Origin of the sequence: Ideonella sp., from assembly GCF_036277275.1 — a bacterium.
Lineage (GTDB): Bacteria > Pseudomonadota > Gammaproteobacteria > Burkholderiales > Burkholderiaceae_C > Ideonella.
The window spans coordinates 58,049-81,776 of record NZ_DASUNH010000020.1 but is presented as its reverse complement, the minus strand read 5'-3'; the positions used below and the strand labels follow the sequence as shown (position 1 = coordinate 81,776).

Sequence of the window (23,728 nt, the reverse complement as noted above, 5' to 3'; positions counted from 1 at the left end):
GGCCCACGCGCGGTGAGGAACATGTAGCGGCGAGTCCCTGAACCGAAGTCGAAGATCCGCGCCCACGTCGACACGGTGTCGAGATAGACCCAGACCGCGATGGTGAAGTCGCTCAGTTCGTCCAGCACCGCGAATGGCAATTGGATGAACGAGCTGCGGCCGTCCAGTTGAACGGCTCGGCCTTTCTGGCCGTCGACTCGAACCACACTGTCACTGAGCACGCTGGGCGGCCAGCGCTTGGTGGCATCGGCCGTGGTGTCACCGGCGCGCTCATTGAACGGCAGGTGCAACCACAGGCGGGGCGCCCTGGATGCCGATACTTCGTTGGACGGCACACTCTTTCCACTGGCGCTGACGGCGACCACGACATACCAGTAGGTCGCTTCCTTGTCTTCCGGCGTGTCCGTCCACGTGAGCAGGCCGGAGATGCCGGTGGCGACCGCGGTGTAGGGCCCGCCGCTGCGCTTGGCGCGGCGGACGGTGTACGAGACCGCGCCCGGCGTTCCCCACCATGACAGGACAACCCGCTTGCCCAGCAGCCTGGCGGTGAGGCCGGTCGGTGCACGGCCGGTGCGGGCTTCGCGGGCGAAGGTGAGCGTTCCGAAGCCGAGTTGATCGCCGTTGCCACCGTCTCCCTCGGGGCGGAGGGTTTCTGCCATCGCGGCCACATGGCCGGTGGCGACACCCAGCCGCCCCTCATAGTGATGCAGCGCCATCTCCCACACTGGGCGGCGGTGCCCTTGACCTGCGCCGGAGAGTGCGGTGCTCGTGCCTTGCTTGTTGCTGTAGACGAGGTACGGTACCGAGAAGAAGGCGCCGCTGTCGTCCGTCAGGTTGGACTTGGCGACGTACTGGGCGCCTGCCAGGTAGCGCCGGTTGTCGTAGCCGTAGAGATCGTCGCCCTGGTTCCAGGCCATTTCGCAAAGCGCGCCGGCGAGGCCGATGCCCAGCGTGCAGTGCCCTTGATCACGTCCACTTTCCTGCCATTGGCCCAGGTAGCCTGGGTGGACGTAGTGAACGGCCTGGAGGGCCGCGCCGTTGCCGCCGCCGAGCTTGTAGTAGGCGATGGCCTCGTCGTAGATGTCGGCGCGATCGCACAAGACGCCGACAGCGAGGATGCACGCCAGCGAGCACTGGTCCCAATTGGCCCAGTAGTTGGTGATGACGGCATCGTTGTGACGAACGAGGAAGTCGGCGCTCAACGGATAGAACACCGTCAGCATCATGGTCTGGAATCGCGCCAGGTCCGCCGCCGCCCAGCCGGGGTAGCTGCGCATGATCTCGGCGGCATTGGCGAACTGGTAGCCGTAGATGCCGGCCGCGAGGAAGCGGTCGGCATTGCCGGTGATCGCGGTCAATGTCGACGACCAGGCATTGAGGAAGGTGACGGCGAGATCCGCATACTGCGTGTCGCCTGACACCTTCCAGCGCAAGGCCAGTTGGTAGGTGCGCGCGATGTCGATGTACAGCTGCGCATAGTTCTGCCCCGGGCCGCCGCGTATCACCGTCGCCAGCGGGCGCGGGCTCGCGCCGAGCTGGCTGCGGCCACTCGCGACCAGCGCGTTCCAGCCACTGAGCCATGGCTCGGCTTGCGCAGTCACCTTCTTCCGCATGCGGGCAAAGTCGGCTTCGGTGTGAAGAAGGCCGGGGTGGGTGAAGGCGCGCGGGCTGTGGGCCGACGACGTTGGCGTGGCATTGCTTGCCCGGAGCGCCCCGCAGCCGGCTGCGCCCAGCGCAGCGAGGCGGATGGCAATGGCCAGAAGACTCCGCCGCTGCATCGACACTGAAGAATCGTTCGCGTCCATTGAAAAGCTTCCTGATGCCGTCTATCGAGCCAGCGAGCACGCGGCCACGCGGTTGACTTGAATGTTGCCGCCACCGCCGCTGTAGGCCCACAGCACATCGCCGTTCGGCGCTGTCACCATGTCCTGGAAGTTGTCGATCTTCAGCGTGGTGGACACGGGGCCCTCGATGATGTCGCCGGTGCCCGCATCGGCCACCGCGAGCTTCAACTGGCCCGAGGCTTTCCAGCCGAGCAGCAACTTGCCCTTGCCAGAGGCCGCCATGTAGGGCCGGAAGGGGTAGGTCGCATCCAACGCGGCGCCGGTGGCGATCGTCTTCACCCGTTTGAGCGCCGACCCGGTCGCGGGCACCTTGGCGAGTTTCAGCTCCAGCCCATTCGACGCCGGCTGCAGGTAGTCGATCCAGAAGCCGCCGCTGCCCGCAGGCACCAGGCCGCCGAGTGCCCGGCGTGCGGGGTCGGTGCCCGCCAACCACTGCAAGGGATCGGGCGCCGCGGTGGGAGAACTCAGTCGCGAGACCTGCATCGCATTCGGAAAGGCATCACCATGACAGGCGGCACCCCAGCGCGATCCGCCGTGCGCCAGCCGCACCGACCAGCTGTGGCTGCAGCCCCATTCCCAGCCGCCGTTCACCAGTGCGCCCGTACTGGCATCGACGAACTTCAAGGTGTCGCCCGCGTGGATGTCCACCTCGCCGGGCGCGCCGGGCCGCGGCGTCGACAGGGCCGAACGGAAGTACACGCCGATGCGAGCGCCGTCCGTCGCGAGGCGCGCCGTGTGGCCGTACCACCAGATGAACTGCGCCCCGTCGCTGTCCACATTGCCCTTCTCGGTGAGCGTCGTGCGCGAGCGCTGTGCGCCGCTGGTGTCCACCCGCACCAGATCCATCTTGCCGCACACGGCCTTGTCGGGCGTGTCGGTGCGCCAGCAGTACTTGGGCGAGTAGATGTCGGGGTCGTTCGACATGATCGCCAAGGCCGTCCCATCGGCCTGCGGCAGCGCGGCATGCACTTCCAGGCCGGCCAGCGCCGGCAGCTGGCGCTTCAGCTTGTCCGCAGGCGTCAGTTTGGCCAGTTGGATGCGGCTGGCGGCACGATCGGTCCAGGCCAGCAGGCTGGTGCCGTCACCGCGCGCGGCGATCACGACCGGCGTGTACTCATCGCTTGGCGACACATTGCCGCCGACCGACACAGTGGTGACCCTCACGCGCTGGTCGAGTGCGTCGCAAGCCGCCTGGGCGGTGCCCCAGGCGCCCGTGGCGGAAACAGCCATCATCCAGACGACGGAGCGGAGCTTCGCTGCCCGGCAATTGAAGCGTGCGCGCAGGGGCATCACTTCTTGACGGGCACGACGTACATCGTGATCGAGTCAGCCGGCAGCTCGGCGTTGATGACGCCGCTCGTCACCGGCACGCCAGGCAGATGCTCGATCGCCGACAGATTGGCCGGCGAATAGCGATAGACCTGCGCCTTCCTGCCGGCGGCGAAGTGGTTCAGCGTGATCTTGCTGCTCAGCGCCGTGCCCGACTTGTTCACCGCCATCAATGTGAGCGCACCGTTCTTGCCGCGGCGCGATGCGTAGACCGAAAGTTGCCCCTGGTCCGCGCTCGTGGCCCGCACGCCGCGTGCGCCGAAACGGCCGCCTTGCCCGTCGACGTTGCGGTACATGCGGAAGGCGAACGCGGCCGGCTCGGCGGATGACGGCGGCGACCACAGCGTCGCCAGGTCCAACCCTTCGCGACCAAAGATGCCCAGCACATCGGCCTGGGCCAGCGCGCCGTTGATGTGGCCGTGTGCACCCCAGCTGTACTCGCTGATCGCGAGCTTGGTGCCGGGGTAGTTGTTGGCCACCCAGGTCTTCATGCGCGGGATCAGGTTGACCTTGTCGTTGATCCAGCTTTCGTCGGTGTAGGTCGGGTCCCACAGCGAGCGGGTGGAGCGCAGGCGCAGCGCGGCGGTGTTGGCGTCGGTGCCGTCGCCCCACACGCCGGCCGCCTGCGGGTAGTAGTGCTCGTCCAGGTAGTCGAGGATGCGCTTGCCGTTCTGCTGCTCGTAGACCTTCATCTGCTGCAGGTACCACTCGGCATGCGGCACGCCGCCGTGGGCGTTGCGATCCTTCGGGTCGTCCCACCAGTTGCCGCCGGGTGCGGTGTCGAGGTCTGAATAGAAGTAGGCCACCCAGCCCCAGCTCGACGGCCCGAGGATCTTCGCGCCCGGGTCCACCGCTTTGACGGCCGACGCGTACTGCCAGGTGCGGTCGCGCAACTCGTCGTAGCTCAGCGGCGCGGGCCGCACGTCGCGGTGGGTGGAGCGCCAGAGCTCGGGCTCGTTGTCCATCTCATAGAACTTCACGCCGCCGTTCTTCGCGCTGCCGTAGCTGGCGACGAGGTGGCGCACCCAGTCCTGCACGAAGCTCGGCCCGATGGCCATGCTCGTCTCGGTCGGGTCGTTGCCGGTGATGAGGGTCCCATCGGGCTTCACGCCGTTGCCGCAGTTCGTGTCCCACGTATCGACCGACTGCTGCGCGCCGTAGCGAGACACCTGGAAGCCGCAATCGAACGGATGGTTGTCATTCGGCGGACGGCGCTTGGCCACCCAGCCCGACATCGGCAGCGTCACCAGCGATTTGGTGCCGGTTCGCCGATCCTGCTCGACGAACCGATCGGCGCTGGAGCCATGGGGCAGCACCCGGCCATCGGTGGGCAGCGGATAAGGAATGTTCTCGAAGAACCAATCGCTGCCGCGGTTGTCGATGTCCAGCTGCCAGTTGTAGCGCGTGGTCGTGTTGCCGCCCCAGCGCCGCACCGGCAGCGCCAGCTCCTTGGCCAGGTCCTCGTCGGCGAAGTTCATGCCGTAGATGTCGTCGCTGATGTCGTGCAGATCCGCGGTGGCATCGACCGTGATGGTCGGCCCGGTAGCCGCCCAGGCGGCGGGCATCAGCGCAAAGCAGGCGGCGGCCGCGAGCGCAGTGAGATGAATCTTGCGTGTCATGGGGCTTGTCTCCTGATGTCGTTGCTCTGCTGTTGGCGGCAGTGCAACCGAGCCTCGGCCGAACCGCCCCGTCGAGCATCGTATTGATAACGTTGTCAACCTGCACCTCCTAACGCGCTGTGCGCACGCAAGTTCCGCAACCGGGCGTTACGGCTTCCACGTTTACCACTAGATAGTTGGTGCTGAAGCCGAACTAATCTGGCCGCCCCTGAAAAATGGACGGAGACCCCGATGAGACTGCTCGCGAGGATGACGTCACCAAGCCGCCTGTTGATGGTGGTGGCTGCGGCGATGGCAAGCGCTCCAGCGTGGTCGGCGACGTGGACGAAGGTCGCCGACGAGAACGGCAGCTTCACGGTATCGGGCACGCAGAACGTGCGTTATGGCAGCGGCTACAACTGGGTGTCGAAAGTCGTGACCGGCACGGCTGTCTGCAGCAACAGCTACTTCGGAAGCGATCCCTTCTGGGGCGTCCGCAAGCAATGCCAGGTCGCCAGTGCCACCGTCTGGACGAAGATCGCCGACGAGCGAACCAACTTCACCGTGGCCGGCACGCAGAACATCCGGTATGGCCGTGGCAGCGCCTGGGTGACCAGGTCGGTCACCGGCAGCGGCCAGTGCACCAACGACTTCTTCGGCAGCGATCCGCTGCCGGGCACGAAGAAGGAGTGCCGGGTGTCGGATGCCGCATCGGAATCGCCCGTGGGCTATGGCCGCAACGTCACGGGCGGCGCGGGTTCGTCAGAGATCGTCACGATCTCTCGTGCCGCAGACCTGCCTTCGGCGTTGTGCCGCTCCTACGACAGCGGCGGCGTATGCAACGACAAGGCGCCCCGGATCATCAAGATCGCCGGCGTGCTGGACTTCACCAACACGATGGGGCAGAAGTCGAGCAACGGCTGCGTCTACAACTCGTGCACCGATCCGAAGAAGAACGAGCTGATCCTGACGACCACCAGCCCGTCGTACTGTGCCGGGAAACCGAACTTCAGCGTCAGCTACGACGCGGCCGGGGTCAACCCGATGCAGGTGGGGTCGAACAAGACCATCATCGGCCAGGGTGACGACTCCGGCATCAGGGGCCGGGGCTTGCGGATCATCGGCGGCAACAGCAACGTCATCATCCGCAACCTGACCCTCAGCGACATCAACGACGGCATCATCTTCGCCGGCGATGCCATCACGTTGGACAACGCGGACCGCATCTGGATCGACCACAACCGCATCCAACGCATCGGCCGCCAGTTCGTCGTGTCGGGCTTCGGGACGGTCTCCAACACGACCATCTCGAACAACGACTTCAACGGCGCCGACCAGTACGGCTTCTATTGCGATGGCCGGCATTACTGGAACCTGATGTTCGTTGGTGCCAACGACACCATGACCTTCCACGGCAACTGGGTGCGCCACTTCAGCGGGCGTGCGCCGAAGTTCGGCGGCTCGGGGGCGGGCCAGCTGCACATGGTGAACAACTACTTCCAAGACTCGGGCAGCGGGCATGCGCTGGAATCATCGAACCCCTCGTCGATCCTGATCGAGGGCAACTACTTCCACGGCGTCGGCCAACCGATCAAGAAGGATTCCAACTCGGCTTATGTCTTTGCCCCGCTGGGCGCGCCGACGACCGCGGCCAGCAATGCCTGCAAGGCGGCGCTCAGCCGCGACTGCGGAAGCAACACGGCGAATCCGCCGCCTTCGGAGAACAACTTCACCTTCGACCAGGCGGTGCTCGACAGGCTGAAGTCCGCCGGCTCAGGCGCGGTCATTGCACCCGGCCCGGAGGGTGATCTGCCGACCCGGGTGCCGAACACGGCCGGGCCGCGCTCGACCGTTTTTTGAGATTCGACCCGGCCGCCGTGGCAAGTCGCCAACCGTTCGCCCTGAGCGCGTCGAAAGGGCGATCCTGAGCCTGTCGAAGAATGGCGGTGTTTCGACACGCTCGGCATGAACGGTGGCGGCGGCGCCAGGACGACACCACGAAACCCTGACTTGCATCAAACACGGCCGAGTGGTTATCATTTACCGACCGTTCGGTAGATTAATGCGGGCGGCGCTTGGAGATCCATCGCATGCCCGTGAAGACGCCTGCCCCCGGCGACCTGGAGCCGATCGAAACCGCGAGCCGCGACGAGCTGCAAGCCCTGCAGCTGCGCCGGCTGCAACGCACGCTGGACCGCGTCTACGCCAACGTGCCGCACTACCGCAAGGCCTTCGATGCCAAGGGTGTGCACCCGCTGGACTTGCGCAGCCTGGCCGACCTGGCCAAGTTCCCGTTCACCACCAAGCACGACCTGCGTGCCAACTACCCGTTCGGCATGTTCGCGGTGCCGCGCGAGCAGGTGGTGCGTGTGCACGCGTCGTCGGGCACGACCGGCAAGCCGACCGTGGTGGGCTACACCAAGGCCGACATCGACACCTGGGCCAGCTTGGTGGCGCGCTCGATCAAGGCCGCCGGTGGCCGGGCCGGCGACATCGTCCACGTGGCCTACGGCTACGGCCTGTTCACCGGTGGCCTGGGCGCGCACTACGGTGCCGAGCGGCTGGGCTGCACGGTGATCCCGATGTCCGGCGGCCAGACCGAGAAGCAGGTCCAGCTGATCCGCGACTTCAAGCCCGACATCATCATGGTCACGCCGAGCTACATGCAGGTGATCATCGAAGAGTTCCGCCGCCATGGCCTGAACCCGCGTGACATGTCGGTCAAGGTCGGCATCTTCGGCGCCGAGCCGTGGACGGAGGCGATGCGCCGCGACCTGGAGGCCGGCGCCGCCATCGACGCGGTCGACATCTACGGTTTGTCCGAGGTGATGGGCCCGGGCGTGGCCAGCGAGTGCGTCGAGAGCAAAGACGGCCCGGTGATCTGGGAAGACCACTTCTACCCCGAGATCATCGACCCCGAAACCGGCGCCGTGCTGCCCGACGGCTCGGAGGGCGAGCTGGTCTTCACCTCGCTGACGAAAGAAGCCTTCCCGGTCATCCGCTACCGCACACGCGACCTGACGCGGCTGCTGCCGCCCACCTCGCGCAGCATGCGACGCATCGGCAAGATCGTCGGCCGCTCCGATGACATGCTGATCATCCGCGGCGTCAACGTGTTCCCGACCCAGATCGAAGAGCTCGTGCTGCAGACGATGGGCTTGTCGGGCCAGTACCAGATCGTCGTCACCCGCGAGGGCGCGCTGGACGAAGTGCAGGTGCTGGCCGAGGTGCTGCCCACCCATGCCGGCGCCGACCGCGGGCTGATGGGCCAGCAACTGCAGCAGCGCATCAAGAGCCTGATCGGCATCAGCGCCCGCGTCGACGTGGGCATGCCCGAGTCGATCGAACGAACCTTGGTTGGAAAAGCGCGTCGCGTGATCGACAAGCGCCCTCGATAGGAGAACCGTATGTACACCCAAGCCATGGACACCGCGCCGAAGGAAGAGCGCAAGGCGATTCGCTCGGCCGAAGAGGCGGTGCTCGAAGAGCGCTTCGAGGCGCGCATCGACGAAGGCGCCTTCATCGAAGCGAAAGACTGGATGCCCGAGCACTACCGCAAGACGCTGGTGCGCCAGATCAGCCAGCATGCGCACTCCGAGATCGTCGGCATGCTGCCCGAGGGCAACTGGATCACGCGCGCACCGACGCTCAAGCGCAAGACCATCCTGCTGGCCAAGGCGCAAGACGAGGCGGGCCACGGCCTGTACCTGTACTCGGCGGCTGAAACGCTGGGCACGAGCCGTGACCAGATGGTGAACGCACTGCACACCGGCAAGGCCAAGTACAGCTCGATCTTCAACTACCCGACCCTGACCTGGGCGGATGTCGGCGTGATCGGCTGGCTGGTCGACGGCGCGGCGATCATGAACCAGATCCCCCTGTGCCGCTGCTCGTATGCGCCGTATGCGCGGGCGATGATCCGCGTCTGCAAGGAAGAGAGCTTCCACCAGCGCCAGGGCTTCGACTCGCTGCTGGTGATGATGACCGACGGCACGCCCGAGCAGAAGGCGATGGTGCAGGACGCGACCAACCGCTGGTGGTGGCCGAGCCTGATGATGTTCGGCCCGCCGGATGCCGACAGCCCGAACACCGCGCAGTCGATGCGCTGGGGCATCAAGCGCCTGTCCAACGACGACCTGCGCCAGAAGTTCATCGACGCGACCGTCGAGCAGGCCAAGGTGCTGGGCGTCACGCTGCCCGACCCGCTGCTGAAGTGGGACGCCGAGCGCGAGCACTACGACTTCGGCCCGATCGACTGGACAGAGTTCTGGCGCGTCGTCAACGGCGACGGCCCGTGCAACCGCGAGCGCATGGCCGCCCGCGTGAAGGCGTGGGACGACGGCGCGTGGGTGCGCGAAGCCGCGCTTGCTCATGCCCGCAAGAAGACCACCGCGGCTGCAGCCGCTTGAAGAGCCACAGGAGCAACACGCAATGACAACGCAAAACGAATGGCCGCTGTGGGAAGTCTTCGTCCGCCCGAAGGCGGGCCTGGACCACAAGCACTGCGGCAGCCTGCATGCCAGCGACGCGAAGATGGCGATACAGCTGGCGCGTGACGTCTACACCCGCCGCATGGAAGGCACCAGCGTCTGGGTCGTGCGTTCGGACCAGATCGTCGCCTCCGACCCCGCCGACAAGGACATGTACTTCGACCCGGCCGAGGACAAGGTGTACCGCCACCCGACGTTCTACGAACTGCCCGAGTCCGTGAACCACATGTGAGCCGAGGCTGCACGACATGACGACGCCTTCGATCACCCCGCCGAACGACCTGCGCACGCGCTACCTGCTGCGTGTGGCCGATACCTGTCTGATCCATGCCCAGCGCCAGTCCGAATGGTGCGGCCACGGCCCGATCCTCGAAGAAGACATCGCGCTGACCAACATGTCGCTCGATCTGCTGGGCCAGGCGCGTGCGCTGCTCACGCATGTGGGGCAGGGGGCGGCCGTGCCTGTGGATGAAGACCAGCTCGCCTTCCTGCGTGACGAGCGCGACTACCTGAACATGACGATGGCCGAGCTGCCGGGCCGCAAGGGCGGGCGCGACTTCGGCGATGCGGTGCTGCGCAACCTCTTCCTCGGCACCTGGCTGCACCTGTTCTGGCAGCGGCTGCAGGCCAGCAGCGACGCCGAAGTGGCCGCGATCGCCGGCAAGGCGGTGAAGGAAGCGCGCTACCACGTTGAACACGCGTCGGGCTGGGTCGTGCGCCTGGGCGACGGCACTGAAGAGTCGACGCGCCGCATGGGCCAGGCACTGGACAGCCTGTGGCCGTATGTCATCGAGCTGTTCGACGACGATCAGGCCGATGCGAACGCCGTCACCACCGGCCTGGGCCCGGCGCGCAGCGAACTGCGCGACGCATGGCAAGCCGCGGTGAGCGCCGTGCTGGCCGATGCCAAGCTGGCCCAGCCGAAAGACAGCGCCTTCCGCTCGACCGGCAGCCGCGGCGTGCACAGCGAGCACCTGGGCTACATGCTGGCCGAAATGCAGCACCTGCAGCGCAGCTACCCCGGCGGCAAGTGGTGACAGCCATGGTCGACACCCGCGGCCTGTTCCCCGCGCTGCCGACGCCGGACGCACGCTGGGCGCTGCCCGACGTGCCTGCGCGTCGAGCGGGCGAGGGCCGAGTCGAGCGCGCCTGGGGTGTGCTGGGCAGCGTGCCCGACCCGGAAGTGCCGGCGCTGTCGGTGGTCGACCTGGGCTTGGTGCGCGAAGTCGTCGATACCGGCGCGGGTCTGGAGGTGACCGTGACCCCTACCTACTCGGGCTGCCCGGCGACCGAGCAGATCAACGAAGCGATCGTGCGCGCGCTCGAAGATGACGGGCTCGGCCCCGTCAACGTGACGATGCGCCGCGCGCCGGCCTGGACCACCGACTGGATCAGCGAGGCCGGCCGCGAGCGTTTGCGTGCCTATGGCATTGCGCCACCTGGGCAATGCAGCGCCGAGGGATCGCCGATCCGCATCGTGGCCCGCGACATCGATTGCCCGCACTGCGGCAGCGCGCAGACCGAGCGCCTGTCTGCATTCGGTTCCACCGCATGCAAGGCGATGTACCGCTGCCTCTCCTGTCGCGAACCCTTCGAACATTTCAAACCCATATGAAGAGCCCCCACGCCCCTCCCGGAGCTCGGCCCGTCGGTAGGCACAAACAGTCCTCAGGACTGTTCATGTCCGACCTCGGCCCCCCGAGGGGGCTCGCGCAGCGGACCGGCAAAGCCGGATCCGCGCACGCCACTTGGAGCGAGCGGCGCTGCGGCGCTCCGTTGACGGTGACATTCCAATGACTACTCTTCACTTTCATCCGTTGCGCGTCCGCGAGGTGCGCCCCGACACCGACGAGGCGATGATCGTTTCGTTCGAGGTGCCCGACGAGCACGCCGAGATGTTCAAGTTCACGCAGGGCCAGTACCTGACGGTTCGGCATGACGTTGACGGGCAGGACGTGCGCCGCTCGTACTCGATCTGCGCCGGGCTGGACGACGGCGAGTTGCGTGTCGGCGTGCGCAAGGTCGCCGGTGGCATCTTCTCGAACTGGTTGCACCAGCACCTGAAGGCCGGCGACACGCTGCAGGTGATGCCGCCGCAGGGCAAGTTCTTCGTGCCGCTGGCGCCCGAGGCGCCACGCCACTACCTGGGCCTGGCCGGTGGCAGTGGCATCACGCCGATCCTGTCGATCATGAAGACGGTGCTCAAGCGTGAGCCCGGCAGCCGCTTCACGCTGGTCTACGGCAACCGCCGCGCGGCGTCGACGATGTTCAAGGAAGAACTCGAAGACCTGAAGAACCGCTACATGACGCGGCTGACGCTGCACCATGTGTTCAGCGACGAGCAGGTCGATTCGCCGTTGAACATGGGCATCATGAACCGCGAGAAGATCGCCGAGTTCCTGCACACCGTGATCGACGTCAAGCACGTCGACCATGCCTTCGTCTGCGGCCCCTACGCGATGAACGACGAAGGCGAGGCCGCGCTGCTCGAAGCGGGCCTGGCGCAAGAGCGCATCCACATCGAACGCTTCGGCATCGCGCTGCAGTCGGCTGGCGACCTGGCCAAGCTGCATGCGCCGAAGGAAGGCGACGCCGACAACGCCAAGATCACGATCGTGCGCGATGGCCTGACGCGTGACATCGTCTTTCGCAAGACCGACCCCAGCATCCTCGACGCGGCGGCCGGCGCGGGTATGGACGTGCCGTACTCCTGCAAGTCCGGCGTTTGCGGCACCTGCCGCGCCAAGCTGCTGGACGGCGAGGTGCGCATGGACCGCAACTTCGCGCTCGAGAAGGCCGAAGTCGCCGACGGTTTCATCCTCACCTGCCAGGCACACCCGCTGACGCCTTGTGTCACGGTGTCGTTCGATGAGCGTTGACAGCCGCCACGTGTCCGCCCTGAGCCTGTCGAAGGATGGTGCGCGGGTCGACGTGCAGCCACCGGTTTTCCGGCCCTTCGACAGGCTCAGGGCCGGTGCTTCGACTAGCTCAGCACGAACGGTAGGGGGTACGCCGCCCGCGTTCTTGCTGCTTGAGGGCCCGTCGAAGGCCCCAGACCTCCACCGCCACTGACCCATGGCCCGACCCCGTTCCGCCGGCTACGCTGACCAGCGCGATCAGATCCTCGCGAAGGCCTCGGCCTTGTTCGCGCAGCAGGGCTACACCGCGACGTCGATGAACCAGGTCGCGGCGGCGTGCGAGTTGTCCAAGGCGGCGCTGTACCACTACGTGCGCGACAAGCATGCGCTGTTGGCGCTGGTGGCCGAGGCACACGTGAAGCGGCTGGAGGCCGTCGTCGAAGAGGTGCTCTCACAGCCCCTGTCGCCCGAGGCTCGATTGCGCGAGCTGATCGTGCGCTTCGTCCGCGAGTACGCCAACGCGCAGAACGAACACCGTGTGCTGACCGAGGACGTCAAGTTCCTCGAAGACACCGAACGCGAGCAAGTGCTGGCGATCGAAAGGCGCGTCGTCAACGCATTTGCCGACACCGTGGCCACCGTGCGCCCTGCGCTCAAACCCGTCGATCTGCACAAACCGCTGACCATGCTGCTGTTCGGCATGATCAACTGGATGTTCACCTGGCTCAAGCCAGCCGAAGACGGGCAGCGCCTGACGCACGAGCAGATGGCCCCGATGGTGGCTGAGCTGTTCTTCGGTGGTCTGGGCGCTGTCAGCGTGCCCGCCGCGCCCACCGAGTCCCCCGCTTCCCGCAAGAAGACCCCCCGAAAGGAGACTGCCCTGTGAAAGCCCTGAAGACCCTTGTCGCCGCCGCCTGCGTGATGGCCGCCGGCGCGGCGCTGGCCGACATCAATGTCGGCGTCACCGTGTCGTCCACCGGCCCGGCTGCTTCGCTCGGCATCCCCGAGAAGAACACGATCGCGCTGATGCCGACCACGATCGCTGGCCAGAAGGTCAACTACATCGTGCTCGACGACGCGTCGGACACGACGAAGGCGGTGGCCAACACGCGCCGCCTGATCACCGAGGACAAGGTCGACATCATCCTCGGCTCGACCACGACACCGAACTCGCTGGCGATGATCGACGCGGTCTCGGAAGCCCAGGTGCCGATGATCTCGATGGCTGCGTCGGCGCGCATCGTCGAGCCGGTCGACGCGAAGAAGCGCTGGGTCTTCAAGACGCCGCAGAACGACATCATGATGTCGCTGGCGATCGTCTCGCACATGGCCGATGCGAAGATCAAGACCGTCGGCTTCATCGGTTTCGCCGACGCCTATGGCGAGGGCTGGTACGGCGAGTTCAGCAAGGCCGCCGGCATCAAGGGCATCCAGATCGTCGCGAGCGAGCGTTATGCCCGTACCGATTCGTCGGTGACCGCGCAGGTGCTGAAGCTGGTCGGCGCCAAGCCCGATGCGGTACTGATCGCCGGCTCGGGCACGCCGGCCGCGTTGCCGGCCGCCGCGCTGGCCGAGCGCGGCTACAGCGGCAAGGTCTACCAGACGCACGGCGTGGCCAACAACGACTTCTTGCGCGTCGGTGGCAAGAGCGTCGAGGGCGAATTCCTGCCCAGCGGCCCGGTGCTGGTGGCCGATCAACTGCCCGCCGGCCACCCGGTGAAGAAGTCGGCCCAGGACTACGTGGCCAAGTACGAGGCGATGTACGGCAAGGGCTCGGTGTCGACCTTCGGTGCGCATGCCTGGGATGCCGGTCTGCTGATGACCGCGGCCGTTCCCACGGCGCTGAAGAAGGCCAAGCCGGGCACGCCGGAGTTCCGCGCCGCGCTGCGTGATGCGCTGGAGCAGGTCAAGGAGCTGGCCGGCGCGCACGGCATCTTCAACATGTCATCCCACGACCACCTGGGCCTGGACCAACGCGCGCGGGTGATGGTCAAGATTGAAAAGGGTGCGTGGCGGTATCAGCCCTGACGATCAGATTTCCTCCACTCCGTTCGCCCTGAGCCTGCCGCAGGGCCGGCGACTGCGCGATGGGGCTTCGACCAGCTCAGCCCGAACGGTGGGGGAGGTGCCCCATCCGGCCTGAGCCTGTCGAAGGCCAGGCCCCCGGGACTTCGGCCGCCAGATTCTCATTCCAGCAAAGAACAGCATGACCACCACGCCCCAACTCCAAAGCTTCATCGCCGGCCGCTGGATCGGCAGCGATGCGGCGCAGACCCTGCGCAGCGCGATCAACGGCCAGCCCGTAGCGCGCACGCATGCCGACGTGATTCATTTTGGCGAGGCGCTGGACTATGCGCGGGGCACCGGCCTGCCGGCGCTGATGGCGTTGAACTTCCAGCAGCGCGCGGCGCGGCTGAAGGCGCTGGCCAAGTACCTGAACGAGCGCAAGGAACAGCTCTACGCGATCTCGGCCCACACCGGTGCGACACGCAACGACAGCTGGATCGACATTGAAGGCGGCACCGGCACCTTGTTCGCCTACGCCAGCATGGGCTCGGCCGAGCTGCCCAGCAGCAATGTCGTGCACGAGGGACCGGTGGTTCCGCTGGGCAAGAAGGGCGGGTTTGCCGGCACCCACATCCTGGTCCCGCGCGGCGGCGTCGCGGTGCACATCAACGCCTTCAACTTCCCGATCTGGGGCCTGCTGGAAAAGTTCGCGCCGACCTTCCTGGCCGGCATGCCCTGCATCGGCAAGCCCGCCACCGCGACCAGCTACCTGACCGAGGCGATGGTGCGGCTGGTCGAAGAGTCCGGCATCCTGCCGCCGGGCAGCCTGCAGTTGGTGATCGGCGGCACCGGCGACCTGCTGGACCGCCTGAACGGTGCCGACGTCGTCACCTTCACCGGCTCGGCCGATACGGCCGCCAAGCTGCGCGTGCACCCGAACCTGATCCGCCACTCGGTGCCGTTCAACGCCGAGGCCGATTCGCTGAACTGCGCCATCCTCGCACCTGATGTGCAACCCGGCGACGAGGAGTTCGACCTGTTCGTCAAGGAGGTGGCGCGCGAGATGACGGTCAAGGCCGGCCAGAAGTGCACCGCGATCCGCCGCGCGATCGTGCCGCGCCAGCATGTCGATGCCGTGGCCGCCGCGTTGCAGGCTCGGCTGGCCAAGACGGTGGTCGGCGATCCGGCTATCGAGGGCGTGAAGATGGGCGCGCTGGCCTCACACGCACAGCAGGCCGACGTGGCCGAGCGCGTCGCGATGCTGCGCAAGGACGCCGAGCTGATCTGCGGTGCCGATGCCTTCACGCCGCAAGGCGCGGGCACCGCCGAAGGAGCGTTCTTCGCGCCGACGCTGCTGCTGGCGAAGAACCCGATGACCAACGACGCGGTGCATGACGTCGAGGCCTTCGGGCCGGTCAGCACGCTGATGCCCTACGACGATCTCGATGAGGCCATGGCATTGGCCGCACGCGGCAAGGGCAGCCTGGTCGGGTCGCTGGTCACCAAGACGCCAGCGATTGCCGCGAAAGTCATCCCGGTCGCCGCGGCACATCATGGCCGCATGCTGATCCTCGACCGTGAAGCGGCACCGGAGTCGACCGGCCACGGCAGCCCGCTGCCGATGCTCAAGCACGGCGGGCCGGGCCGCGCCGGGGGTGGCGAAGAACTGGGCGGCATCCGCGCCGTCAAGCACCTGCTGCAGCGCACGGCGGTGCAAGGCTCGCCGACGATGCTGGCCGCGGTGACCGGTGAGTACGTGCGTGGTGCTGCCCGCATCGAAACCGAGGTGCACCCGTTCCGCCGCCACTTCGAGGATCTGCAGATCGGCGAGAGCCTGCTGACGCACCGCCGCACGGTGAGCGAAGCCGACATCGTCAACTTCGGTGGCGTCTCCGGTGACTATTTCTACATGCACTTCGACGAGATCGCCGCGAAGGACACGCAGTTCGGCCAGCGCATCGCGCATGGCTACTTCGTGCTGTCGGCCGCGGCAGGCCTGTTCGTCAGCCCCGCACCGGGCCCGGTGCTGGCCAACTACGGGCTGGACACGCTGCGCTTCGTCAAACCGGTGGCGATCGGCGACACGATCCAGGCGCGTCTGACCGCCAAGCGCAAGATCGACCGCATGAAGGTCGACGACAAGGGTCGCGGCCAGGGCGTGGTGGCGTGGGATGTCGAGGTGACCAACCAGCACGGCGAGCTGGTTGCCAGCTACGACATCCTGACGTTGGTGGCCAAACACGCCACACCGGCTGCATGAACCACGGCCTGCGCCGCATTGCGCTCGCGTTGGGCCTGGCCTGCGGCGCGGGGCCGGTCCTGGCCGCCTGCCCGCCAGAAGGCCAGACGCGTGACAGTCTGCTCGTGCTGCGCAACGCGAAGTGGGCCATCGACAACGTGGCCAGGCGCGAAGCGCTGGCACTGGGCCTGGTCGATTGCCTGGCCGACCCGGACCCGGCGCTGCGCGACGAAGTCGGTTTCGAAGCCCTGCAGCACTGGATGCGTGCCGGCGAGCTGTCACCGGCCACCGTCAAGCGCATCGGCGACCAGTTGCTGCGCCGTGTCATGCCTGCCACGGTGGCGGCCGATGCGCGCGGCGTGGTGGCACCGTTCGCGGCGCTGACACTGGCCGAAGTGGCGCGCGTCGATCGGCTTACGCCGTTGTACGGCGCCGCCGAACGGGACGCGTTCGTCATCGCCGCCGCGTCGTATCTGGCCGGTGTGCGTGACTACCGTGGTTTCGATGCCAAGGACGGTTGGCGCCACGGCGTGGCCCATGGTGCCGACTGGGCGATGCAGCTGAGCCTGAACACGGCGCTCGACAAGGCACAGCTCGACCGGTTGCTTGCGGCGATTGCGGTCCAGGTGCTGCCTCCCGGCGAGCACAGCTACATCTACGGCGAGGGTCAGCGCCTGATGGCGCCGGTGTTCTACATCGCCAAGCGCGGCCTGCACGACAGTGCGTTCTGGACCATCTGGTTGAGCCGCATCGTCAGCATGGCGACGCCGGGCGAAGGCCGGGCCTTTACCGCGGCCTCGCTGGCGCGCATGCACAACGCACGCGAGTTCATCTGGCCGCTGTATGCCTCGGTGCAGGAGACGCCCGATGCCACCCAGCGCGAGCGTCTGCTGCCCGGCTTGAAGGCGGCGGTGAGGGCCCTGCCGTGAGCCGCGCTCGGCCGGCCGCATGGGCGCAATCCCGCTTGGCGGTACGGCAAACAAGCCGCGAGGTGCGTCAATGAGTGCAGGTGACGAGCTGCCGCCGCTGCCCGACACGCCGCCCGGGCGCTACCGCCACTACAAGGGCGGTGAATACGAAGTGATCGGCGTCGCCCGGCACAGCGAAACGCTGGAGCCGCTGGTGGTCTACCGGCCGATCTACAACGCCAGCGGCCTGTGGGTGAGGCCGCATGCGATGTTCTTCGGCACCATCGAACAAGAAGGCCGGCAGGTGTTGCGCTTCGCACGTATCAGCTGAAACGGTTTCCGATTGGCGCGCCGCAAGCCCGCAGACGCTGGTTAGCATGCAGCGGTCGTTTGCCGTATCTGCCTGCTGAACCGATGCCTTCGCCCCGTCGCCGCGCCCGCGTCGCCCCCACCGAGGCCGAGCACGCGCCGGTGCGGTCACCGGGCGAGTTGGGGTTCGCGCAGATCGTTGGCGCGGCTTACCTCCCGTCGGCGCCGAAACGGGTACGCAAGCGGCCCACGGCTGCGCCGCCCGAGACCGGTGAAGAGCCGTTGGCCGACGCGCTTGAACGCGCGCTGCTGATGGTGCGCGGTGGCCAGGTCGAGGCGGGTCTGGCGCTGAGCCAGAAGCTGTGGCCGCGCGCCGCGCAGGCCGACGATGCGCTGCAGATGGGCATCTGCCAGCATGTGATGGCGATCGGCTATCACTACAGCGGCAAGCTGAAAGAGGCGCTGACCACCGGGCATGTCGGCATCGAGCTGTTCGCGCGCGCGGGCGACACGACGCGGCGGTTGCGGCTGATGTCGCTGCACGCGATCACGCTCGCGCAGCTGGGCCAGGCGGCCGAGGCGATGGAGCTGCTGGGCCGGGCAGTTGAACTGCTGCCTCAAATCGACGGCGAGCCTTGGCAGCAGTGCGTGTTCTGGAACAACGCCGGCAGCGTCTACGAGACGCTCAACCAGACTCCCGAGGCGCTGGCTGCCTGGGAGCGCTGCATCGCGTTGAGCGCTCACTTCGACGAGCCGAGCATGAAGGCGATCTCGCGGGGCAACCTGCTGACGATTCGCCTGACCTCGCTGCACCGCGAAAAAGCCGACCGCGAAACGGTGCTCGCGGCCTATGCCGAGCAGCGGCGGCATCTGGATGCGTTGGTGCAAGAGGAGCGCCACCACCTGGTGATGAACTGGGCCGCCGAAGCCGCCGACGTGATGATCCAGCTCGGCGAGATGGAAGAAGCGCGCGCGCTGTTGCACATGGGCTTGAAGTGCGGTGCGGCGGCCGGTCTGGGGCCCAAGCGTGCGAGCCTGGAACTGCAGTTCGCCCACGTCGAGCGGCTGAGCGGCCAGTTGCGGCCGGCGGCGGCCCACGTGGCCGAAGCGCTGGCGCTGGCCAACGAAAGCCAGGACCTGGAGCTGCTGGCGCGTGTGCATCTCGAGAACAGCTTGCTGCAAGAAGCGCAAAGCCATTGGCGTGCCGCCCTGGATTGCTACAAGCGGTACGCCCAGACGCGCGAGGCGCTGCTCGCCGCACAGGCCGAGGCGCGCTCGCAGGCACTGGCGGCGCGGGTGGATGTGGAGCGCAACCGGGTCGATGCCGAACTGGCGCGCCTGCGCAGCGCCGAGTTGCAGCGCCAGGTCGAGCATCTGGCGCGCCAGGCGGGCGAGCTGAAGCGCCAGGCGCTGGAGGACCCGTTGACCGGGCTGGCCAACCGGCGCCAGTTCGAGCGTCGCATCGACCAACTGAGGGGCGAGGGGCCACCGGGGCAACCGCTGGTGCTGATGATCGGCGATATCGACCACTTCAAGCGCATCAACGACCGTTACTCGCACACGCAGGGTGACGAGGTTTTGCGCACGATCGGCCGGCTGATGCGCGATCATTTGCGCCCGCACGACGTGGTGGCGCGCTGGGGTGGCGAAGAGTTCGTCGTCGGCTTCGGCGCCGGCTTGACGCTGGCGCAGGCCCTGACGGTGGCCGATCGCCTGCGTGGTGCCATCGAGCGGCACGCCTGGGCTTCGATGGCCCCGGCGCTGAGTGTCACGATGAGCCTGGGCCTGGCCGAGTGCCGGGTCGGCGACACGATCGCCGACACCCTGCAGCGGGCCGACGAGGCGTTGTATGAATGCAAGCGAGGTGGCCGCAACCAGGTGCGCGCGGCCCCGTGAGTCCTGTTGTTGTTTGCGGTACGCACCGGGCGGCCCCGAGCGAGCAGATCTCACGCCGGGCGTGGCGGATGGCTTGGGCGCGCTGATTGCTCTGACCCAGCTTGGCCGTCGATCGCTACGATGTGATGACCGCCTGGAGATCGCCGCCGATGTCGACTGCCCGCCCTCAGCCGCCCGCCGCCTCGCGGGACACCGATTCCGCCACCGCCACATCGCCCGCGCCTTCCGCAGGCGAGCTGGGCTTTGCGCAGATCGTCGGCGCGGTGGGCACCCGTCCCTTGGTGCCGAGGGCGTCGCGCAAGAAGGCCGCCGCGGAGCCGGCCGCCGCCGAGCAAGAGAGCCCCGCCGCGGCGCTGGAGCGCGCCGCCGCGATGGTGCGCAGCGGCCAGACCGAAGCCGGCATCGCGTTGTGCCAACAGATGTGGCCGATCGTGTCCGAAGCCGACGACGTGCTGCAGATGGGGATCTGCCAGCACATGCTGGCCATCGGCTACCAGTACAGCGGCAAGCTGAAGGAGGCGCTGACCGCGGGCCACTTGGGCATCGAGCTGCTGACCCGCGCGGCCGACCCGATCCGCCTGCTGCGCCTGCTGGCGGCGCACGCCATCACCGTCGCGCAGCTGGGCCAGGCGGCGGAGGCGTTGGAGCTGCTCAACCGTGCGATTCAGTTGTTGCCGCTGGTGGGTGATGCGCCATGGCACCAATGCGTGTTCTGGACCAACGCCGGTGCGGTGCACGAGGCGCTGGGGCAGACGGACCAGACGCTCGCCGCCTGGGAGCGCTGCATCGAGCTGAACAAGCGCCACGACGACGCCAACCTGGCGGCGGTGACGCGGGCCAACCTGATGGCCTACCGACTGGTGACCGCGCGCAAGCGGCATGCCGACCGCACGACCATCATGGCGGCGTATGACGAACTTCGGCGCTTGCTCGACGAACTGGTCGCCACCGAGCGGCACCACCTGGTCCTCGATGGCGCGGCCGATGCGGCGGACGCGATGATCGACCTGGGTGAGCTGGACGAAGCGCGCGCGGTGCTGAAGCTGGGCGTCAAGTCGGCCAAGATCGCCGGCCTCGGCCCCAGCCGCGCCAGTCTGGAGCTGCACCTCGCCCGCGTCGAACGCCTGAGCAACCAGCATCGGTTCGCGGCGGCGCATGTGGCCGAGGCGCTGGTGTTGGTCACTGAAAGCCAGGACCAGGAGCTGCTGGCCCGCGTGCACCTGGAAAACAGCCTGCTGCAGGAGGCGCAGCAGCATTGGCGTTCGGCCCTCGACTGCTTCAAGCGCTACGCCGAAACGCGCGAAGCCTTGCTCGCCGCGCAGGCGGACACGCGCGCGCAGGCCTTGGCCGCGCGGGTCGACGTGGAGCGCAACCGTGTCGACGCCGAACTGGCCCGCTTGCGCAGTGCAGAGCTGGAGCGGCAGGTCAATCACATGGCCGAAGAAGCGGGCGAGCTGAAGCGCCAGGCGCTGGAAGACCCGCTGACCGGGTTGGCGAACCGGCGTCAGTTCGAGCTCCACCTGGCGCAGTTGCAGGCCGAGCGCGGGCCCGACCAGCCGCTGGTGCTGATGATCGGTGACATCGACCACTTCAAGCAGATCAACGACCGCTTCTCGCATGCCTGCGGCGACGACGTGCTGCGCGCGATCGGCCGCTTGCTGCGCGACCACCTGCGTCCGCACGATGCGATCGCACGCTGGGGCGGCGAGGAATTCGTCGTCGGCTTCGGCGGCGGCCTGCCGCTGGACCAGGCCCTGAAAGTGGCCGACCGCCTGCGCGCGACGCTCGAGCAACACCCGTGGACCTCGATCGCACCTGAACTGAAGGTGACGATGAGCCTGGGCCTGGCCGCGATCGCCGAGGGCGAGCGCATCGCCGACGCGCTGCTGCGCGCCGACGAGGCTCTGTACGAATGCAAAAAAGGCGGCCGCAACCAGGTGCGCGCGGCCGTCTGAATCGGCCTGGCCCCTGGCGCTCGCCGCCAAAGCCCCCTCAAGACCCTTGAGGGGGTTGAGTCAACTCAGGTCAACCGTCGTTGACTCCAGAGCACCCAGCAAGTGTTGTGCAGCCCGCTGTGGGCGGCCTGGCCACGGCCCGCCACTGCGGGCCGCGTGCGCCAGCAGGGCTGGCGCTCAAAGTGTGTGGCGCAGCGCACCCCAACGGCGTCCCATGAACCATCGATGTCGTCTCCAGTGGAGGGGCGCGGCTTCGCCCGGCCGCGCCCGAATGGAACGAGTCAAACCAGGGCCCGGTATGGTGGCCGGACGCTGCGGGCGCCTCGCGAAGGCCCAGCGCTTTTGGCGGCCTGCTTTCGTGGTTGCAGTTGTACGGGCGACGACCCCGGTGCGACCACTTGGTGCTAACCCGCTTCGGGTTGATGCGGGTTCGACACCACGCCGGAACCTGGGCGCACCCGACGTTGCCCACGACCCGTGGCTGACGGACGCTTGCCGACGCGGCCCGCAGCCGACCTTGCGTGGCGGGCCCTAACCCAGCCGTGCTGGTGACAGGTAGTCGGCCAGGAAGTCTTCGAAGGTCTGCGTCTCGGCTTCTTCGATTTGCCGTTGCTTGACCAGCGATTCGGCGGCCGTGGCGGCCCAGCGGGCCGGCGCCTGGGCATCGGGCAAGGGGCGCGACAGGATCTGTTCACGCGCCTGGCCCGAGCGGGCGTCGATGAATGGCGCGAACTCGCCGCCGTACTCGCGCTGCATGACCTCGATCACTCGGGCCGATGGCAGCGTGGCCGGGATGGTCAAGGCACGTTGCGCGGCGGCCAGCGCATCGGCATGTGCGGTGCCGCCGTTCACCTCGTCGAGTACCCGGGCGATCGGCGCGCATTGGTCGACGATCTCCGCGGCCCAGTCGGCCAGGGCGATCTCGCGGCCGTTGCGCTCGAGCTTCAAGCCCGGCTCGCGGCCGCGTGCGGCGGTCAGGTGCTGGTTGCGCGCCATCGCGGCGATCTCGTCCGGCGTGTCGGGCGGGCTGTCCGACAGCAGGCAGTGCAGCAGGAAGACGTCGATGAAGTGCGCGGTCGTCGCGCCGATGCCGGTGGTTTCGAACGGGTCCAGGTCCATGCAGCGGACCTCGATGTACTCGACGCCGCGTTCGCGCAGCGCGTGCAGCGGGCGTTCACCGGTGCGGATCGTGCGCTTGGGCCGGATCGTGCCGTAGAACTCGTTCTCGATCTGCAGCAGGTGCGTCGACAGCTGCTTCCAGTTGCCGTCGGCATCGCGCAGGCCGATCTCTTCGTACGGCGGGTAGGGCGCGGTCAAGGCCGCCTGCAGCGAGCCGCCGTAGCCGGCCAGGCCGTTGTAGCTGACGGCCAGGCGGCTTTGCGCGTCGCTCTGGTAGCCCAGGCGGCCCATGCGCAGCGAGGTGGCGTAGGGCAGGTGCAGCGTGCCGGGGCCCAGCGGCTCCAGGCCATGCGGCAGGCCGTCGACAAAGGTCTTGCAGACGGCCGGCGAAGCGCCGAACAGCCACAGCAGCACGAACGACTGGCGGCGGAAGTTGCGGATCAGACCGAAGTAGTCGTCGCTCGTCGCACCCGGGATCGACCAGTTGTAGTGGATCCCGGAAATCGTTTGCATGCGCCGGCCGTAGCGGTGGCTCAGGCCGGTTCGGTAGACCGTCTTCGCACGGCCGACGTTCGAATGGCCGTACTGGCCGATCGGGATCTGGTCTTCATCGGGCAAGCAGCACGGCATGCTCGACACCCACAATCGCTCTTGCCCGCCATCGGCCTCGAGCGCATGGAAGACCGCTTGGTGGATCTCACCCAGCTCGGCCAGGCAGCCGGCGACGGTCGAATGGGCGCCGGTGATCAGCTCGACCTGCGATTCGCTGAAGTCCGTGGTCACCGTCGGGTGCATCAGGGCCGAGCCCAGCGCCAGCGGATGGGGTGATTGCGCCAGCGCGCCGCCCGGCAAAGCCCGCAGGCTTTCTTTCTCGATGCCACGCCGGATGCCGCGCAGGCGCTCGGCGGACAGGGCCTGCAATCGGGTGTTCAAAAGGCTCACGGCGTCGTTGGTGTGGTCGTCAGGGTGCGCCATTGGAAGACAGTTGCATGACCGTTACCCGGCGTGGGGGTTTGAGAGGCTGTGCTAGGCAGTTGGTCTTGGTGACTGGCGAGCGGTGCCGATCACTATAGGCCAGCTGTCGCCGCTGCGCAGAGCGTCCCCAACCGGAAGGACGTTTGCAGCCGTCTCGGGCCTCGGGTGGCTTGTACCCGTCAGAGGGGCCACCCAGAATTC

At 67.4% G+C, this 23,728-nt stretch carries 18 protein-coding genes; 14 read left to right on the top strand and 4 right to left on the bottom strand.

From position 1 onward, the window contains the following. From VFY73_RS04420 to VFY73_RS04410, 3 genes are all read right to left on the bottom strand, one after another. On the bottom strand, positions 1-1,613 hold a 1,613-nt coding region (locus tag VFY73_RS04420), incomplete at its 3' end, for an alginate lyase family protein (RefSeq protein ID WP_329716701.1). A gap of 213 nt (positions 1,614-1,826) precedes the next feature. Then, entirely contained in the window at positions 1,827-3,077 is a 1,251-nt protein-coding gene (locus tag VFY73_RS04415) for a hypothetical protein (RefSeq protein WP_329716700.1), read from the bottom strand. A 56-nt stretch (positions 3,078-3,133) separates the two neighbouring features. Next, a complete protein-coding gene (locus tag VFY73_RS04410; RefSeq protein WP_329716699.1) occupies positions 3,134-4,792 on the bottom strand; it encodes a glycoside hydrolase family 44 protein in 1,659 nt (552 codons plus the stop codon). Between the two features lie 231 nt (positions 4,793-5,023). Between VFY73_RS04410 and VFY73_RS04405 the strand changes: the two genes are divergently transcribed. The 14 genes from VFY73_RS04405 to VFY73_RS04340 all read left to right on the top strand — a co-directional run bounded on the left by VFY73_RS04405 (position 5,024) and on the right by VFY73_RS04340 (position 21,433). Further along, positions 5,024-6,631, top strand: coding sequence for a hypothetical protein (locus VFY73_RS04405; RefSeq protein WP_329716698.1), 1,608 nt, complete (start codon positions 5,024-5,026; stop codon positions 6,629-6,631). A 230-nt stretch (positions 6,632-6,861) separates the two neighbouring features. Further along, positions 6,862-8,169 (top strand): phenylacetate--CoA ligase PaaK, encoded by a 1,308-nt coding sequence (gene paaK, locus VFY73_RS04400; RefSeq protein ID WP_329716697.1) that lies wholly within the window; start codon positions 6,862-6,864, stop codon positions 8,167-8,169. Between the two features lie 9 nt (positions 8,170-8,178). Further along, on the top strand, positions 8,179-9,180 hold the full coding sequence (gene paaA / locus VFY73_RS04395; protein WP_329716696.1) for a 1,2-phenylacetyl-CoA epoxidase subunit PaaA: 1,002 nt from the start codon (positions 8,179-8,181) through the stop codon (positions 9,178-9,180). Between the two features lie 22 nt (positions 9,181-9,202). Continuing rightward, a complete protein-coding gene (gene paaB / locus VFY73_RS04390; protein WP_329716695.1) occupies positions 9,203-9,493 on the top strand; it encodes a 1,2-phenylacetyl-CoA epoxidase subunit PaaB in 291 nt (96 codons plus the stop codon). A gap of 16 nt (positions 9,494-9,509) precedes the next feature. Continuing rightward, on the top strand, positions 9,510-10,298 hold the full coding sequence (gene paaC, locus VFY73_RS04385; RefSeq protein WP_329716694.1) for a 1,2-phenylacetyl-CoA epoxidase subunit PaaC: 789 nt from the start codon (positions 9,510-9,512) through the stop codon (positions 10,296-10,298). A 5-nt stretch (positions 10,299-10,303) separates the two neighbouring features. Beyond that, on the top strand, positions 10,304-10,876 hold the full coding sequence (gene paaD, locus VFY73_RS04380; protein WP_329716693.1) for a 1,2-phenylacetyl-CoA epoxidase subunit PaaD: 573 nt from the start codon (positions 10,304-10,306) through the stop codon (positions 10,874-10,876). A gap of 178 nt (positions 10,877-11,054) precedes the next feature. Continuing rightward, complete coding sequence (paaE, locus tag VFY73_RS04375; RefSeq protein ID WP_329716692.1) at positions 11,055-12,140, top strand: 1,2-phenylacetyl-CoA epoxidase subunit PaaE; 1,086 nt, start codon at positions 11,055-11,057, stop codon at positions 12,138-12,140. A gap of 196 nt (positions 12,141-12,336) precedes the next feature. After that, entirely contained in the window at positions 12,337-13,005 is a 669-nt protein-coding gene (locus VFY73_RS04370; RefSeq protein ID WP_329716691.1) for a TetR/AcrR family transcriptional regulator, read from the top strand. A gap of 35 nt (positions 13,006-13,040) precedes the next feature. Next, complete coding sequence (locus VFY73_RS04365) at positions 13,041-14,147, top strand: ABC transporter substrate-binding protein (RefSeq protein ID WP_329716704.1); 1,107 nt, start codon at positions 13,041-13,043, stop codon at positions 14,145-14,147. Positions 14,148-14,325: 178 nt separating this feature from the next. Beyond that, positions 14,326-16,386, top strand: coding sequence for a phenylacetic acid degradation bifunctional protein PaaZ (gene paaZ, locus VFY73_RS04360; protein ID WP_329716690.1), 2,061 nt, complete (start codon positions 14,326-14,328; stop codon positions 16,384-16,386). After that, on the top strand, positions 16,383-17,294 hold the full coding sequence (locus VFY73_RS04355; protein WP_329716689.1) for a DUF2785 domain-containing protein: 912 nt from the start codon (positions 16,383-16,385) through the stop codon (positions 17,292-17,294). Before paaZ ends, VFY73_RS04355 begins: the two co-directional genes overlap by 4 nt. A gap of 70 nt (positions 17,295-17,364) precedes the next feature. Further along, on the top strand, positions 17,365-17,604 hold the full coding sequence (locus tag VFY73_RS04350; protein ID WP_329716688.1) for a DUF1653 domain-containing protein: 240 nt from the start codon (positions 17,365-17,367) through the stop codon (positions 17,602-17,604). 83 nt (positions 17,605-17,687) lie between these two features. Further along, positions 17,688-19,478, top strand: a complete 1,791-nt coding sequence (locus tag VFY73_RS04345) for a GGDEF domain-containing protein (RefSeq protein WP_329716687.1) — start codon at positions 17,688-17,690, stop codon at positions 19,476-19,478. A 149-nt stretch (positions 19,479-19,627) separates the two neighbouring features. Continuing rightward, positions 19,628-21,433 carry a GGDEF domain-containing protein gene (locus VFY73_RS04340; RefSeq protein WP_329716686.1) on the top strand — a complete coding sequence of 602 codons (1,806 nt, stop codon included), beginning with the start codon at positions 19,628-19,630 and terminating at the stop codon, positions 21,431-21,433. A gap of 531 nt (positions 21,434-21,964) precedes the next feature. Here the strand turns inward: VFY73_RS04340 and gshA are convergent. Then, entirely contained in the window at positions 21,965-23,527 is a 1,563-nt protein-coding gene (gene gshA, locus VFY73_RS04335; RefSeq protein WP_329716685.1) for a glutamate--cysteine ligase, read from the bottom strand. Between the last annotated feature and the right edge of the window lie 201 nt (positions 23,528-23,728).

Excerpts from the sequence above, each read along its gene's own strand:
- VFY73_RS04410 (WP_329716699.1), bottom strand. The coding sequence starts at position 4,792 with ATGACACGCAAGATTCATCTCACTGCGCTCGCGGCCGCCGCCTGCTTT.
- paaC (WP_329716694.1), top strand. The coding sequence starts at position 9,510 with ATGACGACGCCTTCGATCACCCCGCCGAACGACCTGCGCACGCGCTAC.
- paaK (WP_329716697.1), top strand. The coding sequence starts at position 6,862 with ATGCCCGTGAAGACGCCTGCCCCCGGCGACCTGGAGCCGATCGAAACC.
- paaB (WP_329716695.1), top strand. The coding sequence starts at position 9,203 with ATGACAACGCAAAACGAATGGCCGCTGTGGGAAGTCTTCGTCCGCCCG.
- VFY73_RS04415 (WP_329716700.1), bottom strand. The coding sequence starts at position 3,077 with ATGATGGCTGTTTCCGCCACGGGCGCCTGGGGCACCGCCCAGGCGGCT.
- gshA (WP_329716685.1), bottom strand. The coding sequence starts at position 23,527 with ATGGCGCACCCTGACGACCACACCAACGACGCCGTGAGCCTTTTGAAC.
- VFY73_RS04340 (WP_329716686.1), top strand. The coding sequence starts at position 19,628 with ATGTCGACTGCCCGCCCTCAGCCGCCCGCCGCCTCGCGGGACACCGAT.
- paaZ (WP_329716690.1), top strand. The coding sequence starts at position 14,326 with ATGACCACCACGCCCCAACTCCAAAGCTTCATCGCCGGCCGCTGGATC.
- VFY73_RS04365 (WP_329716704.1), top strand. The coding sequence starts at position 13,041 with ATGGCCGCCGGCGCGGCGCTGGCCGACATCAATGTCGGCGTCACCGTG.
- paaE (WP_329716692.1), top strand. The coding sequence starts at position 11,055 with ATGACTACTCTTCACTTTCATCCGTTGCGCGTCCGCGAGGTGCGCCCC.
- VFY73_RS04355 (WP_329716689.1), top strand. The coding sequence starts at position 16,383 with ATGAACCACGGCCTGCGCCGCATTGCGCTCGCGTTGGGCCTGGCCTGC.
- VFY73_RS04405 (WP_329716698.1), top strand. The coding sequence starts at position 5,024 with ATGAGACTGCTCGCGAGGATGACGTCACCAAGCCGCCTGTTGATGGTG.
- VFY73_RS04350 (WP_329716688.1), top strand. The coding sequence starts at position 17,365 with ATGAGTGCAGGTGACGAGCTGCCGCCGCTGCCCGACACGCCGCCCGGG.
- VFY73_RS04345 (WP_329716687.1), top strand. The coding sequence starts at position 17,688 with ATGCCTTCGCCCCGTCGCCGCGCCCGCGTCGCCCCCACCGAGGCCGAG.
- paaA (WP_329716696.1), top strand. The coding sequence starts at position 8,179 with ATGTACACCCAAGCCATGGACACCGCGCCGAAGGAAGAGCGCAAGGCG.
- paaD (WP_329716693.1), top strand. The coding sequence starts at position 10,304 with ATGGTCGACACCCGCGGCCTGTTCCCCGCGCTGCCGACGCCGGACGCA.
- VFY73_RS04370 (WP_329716691.1), top strand. The coding sequence starts at position 12,337 with ATGGCCCGACCCCGTTCCGCCGGCTACGCTGACCAGCGCGATCAGATC.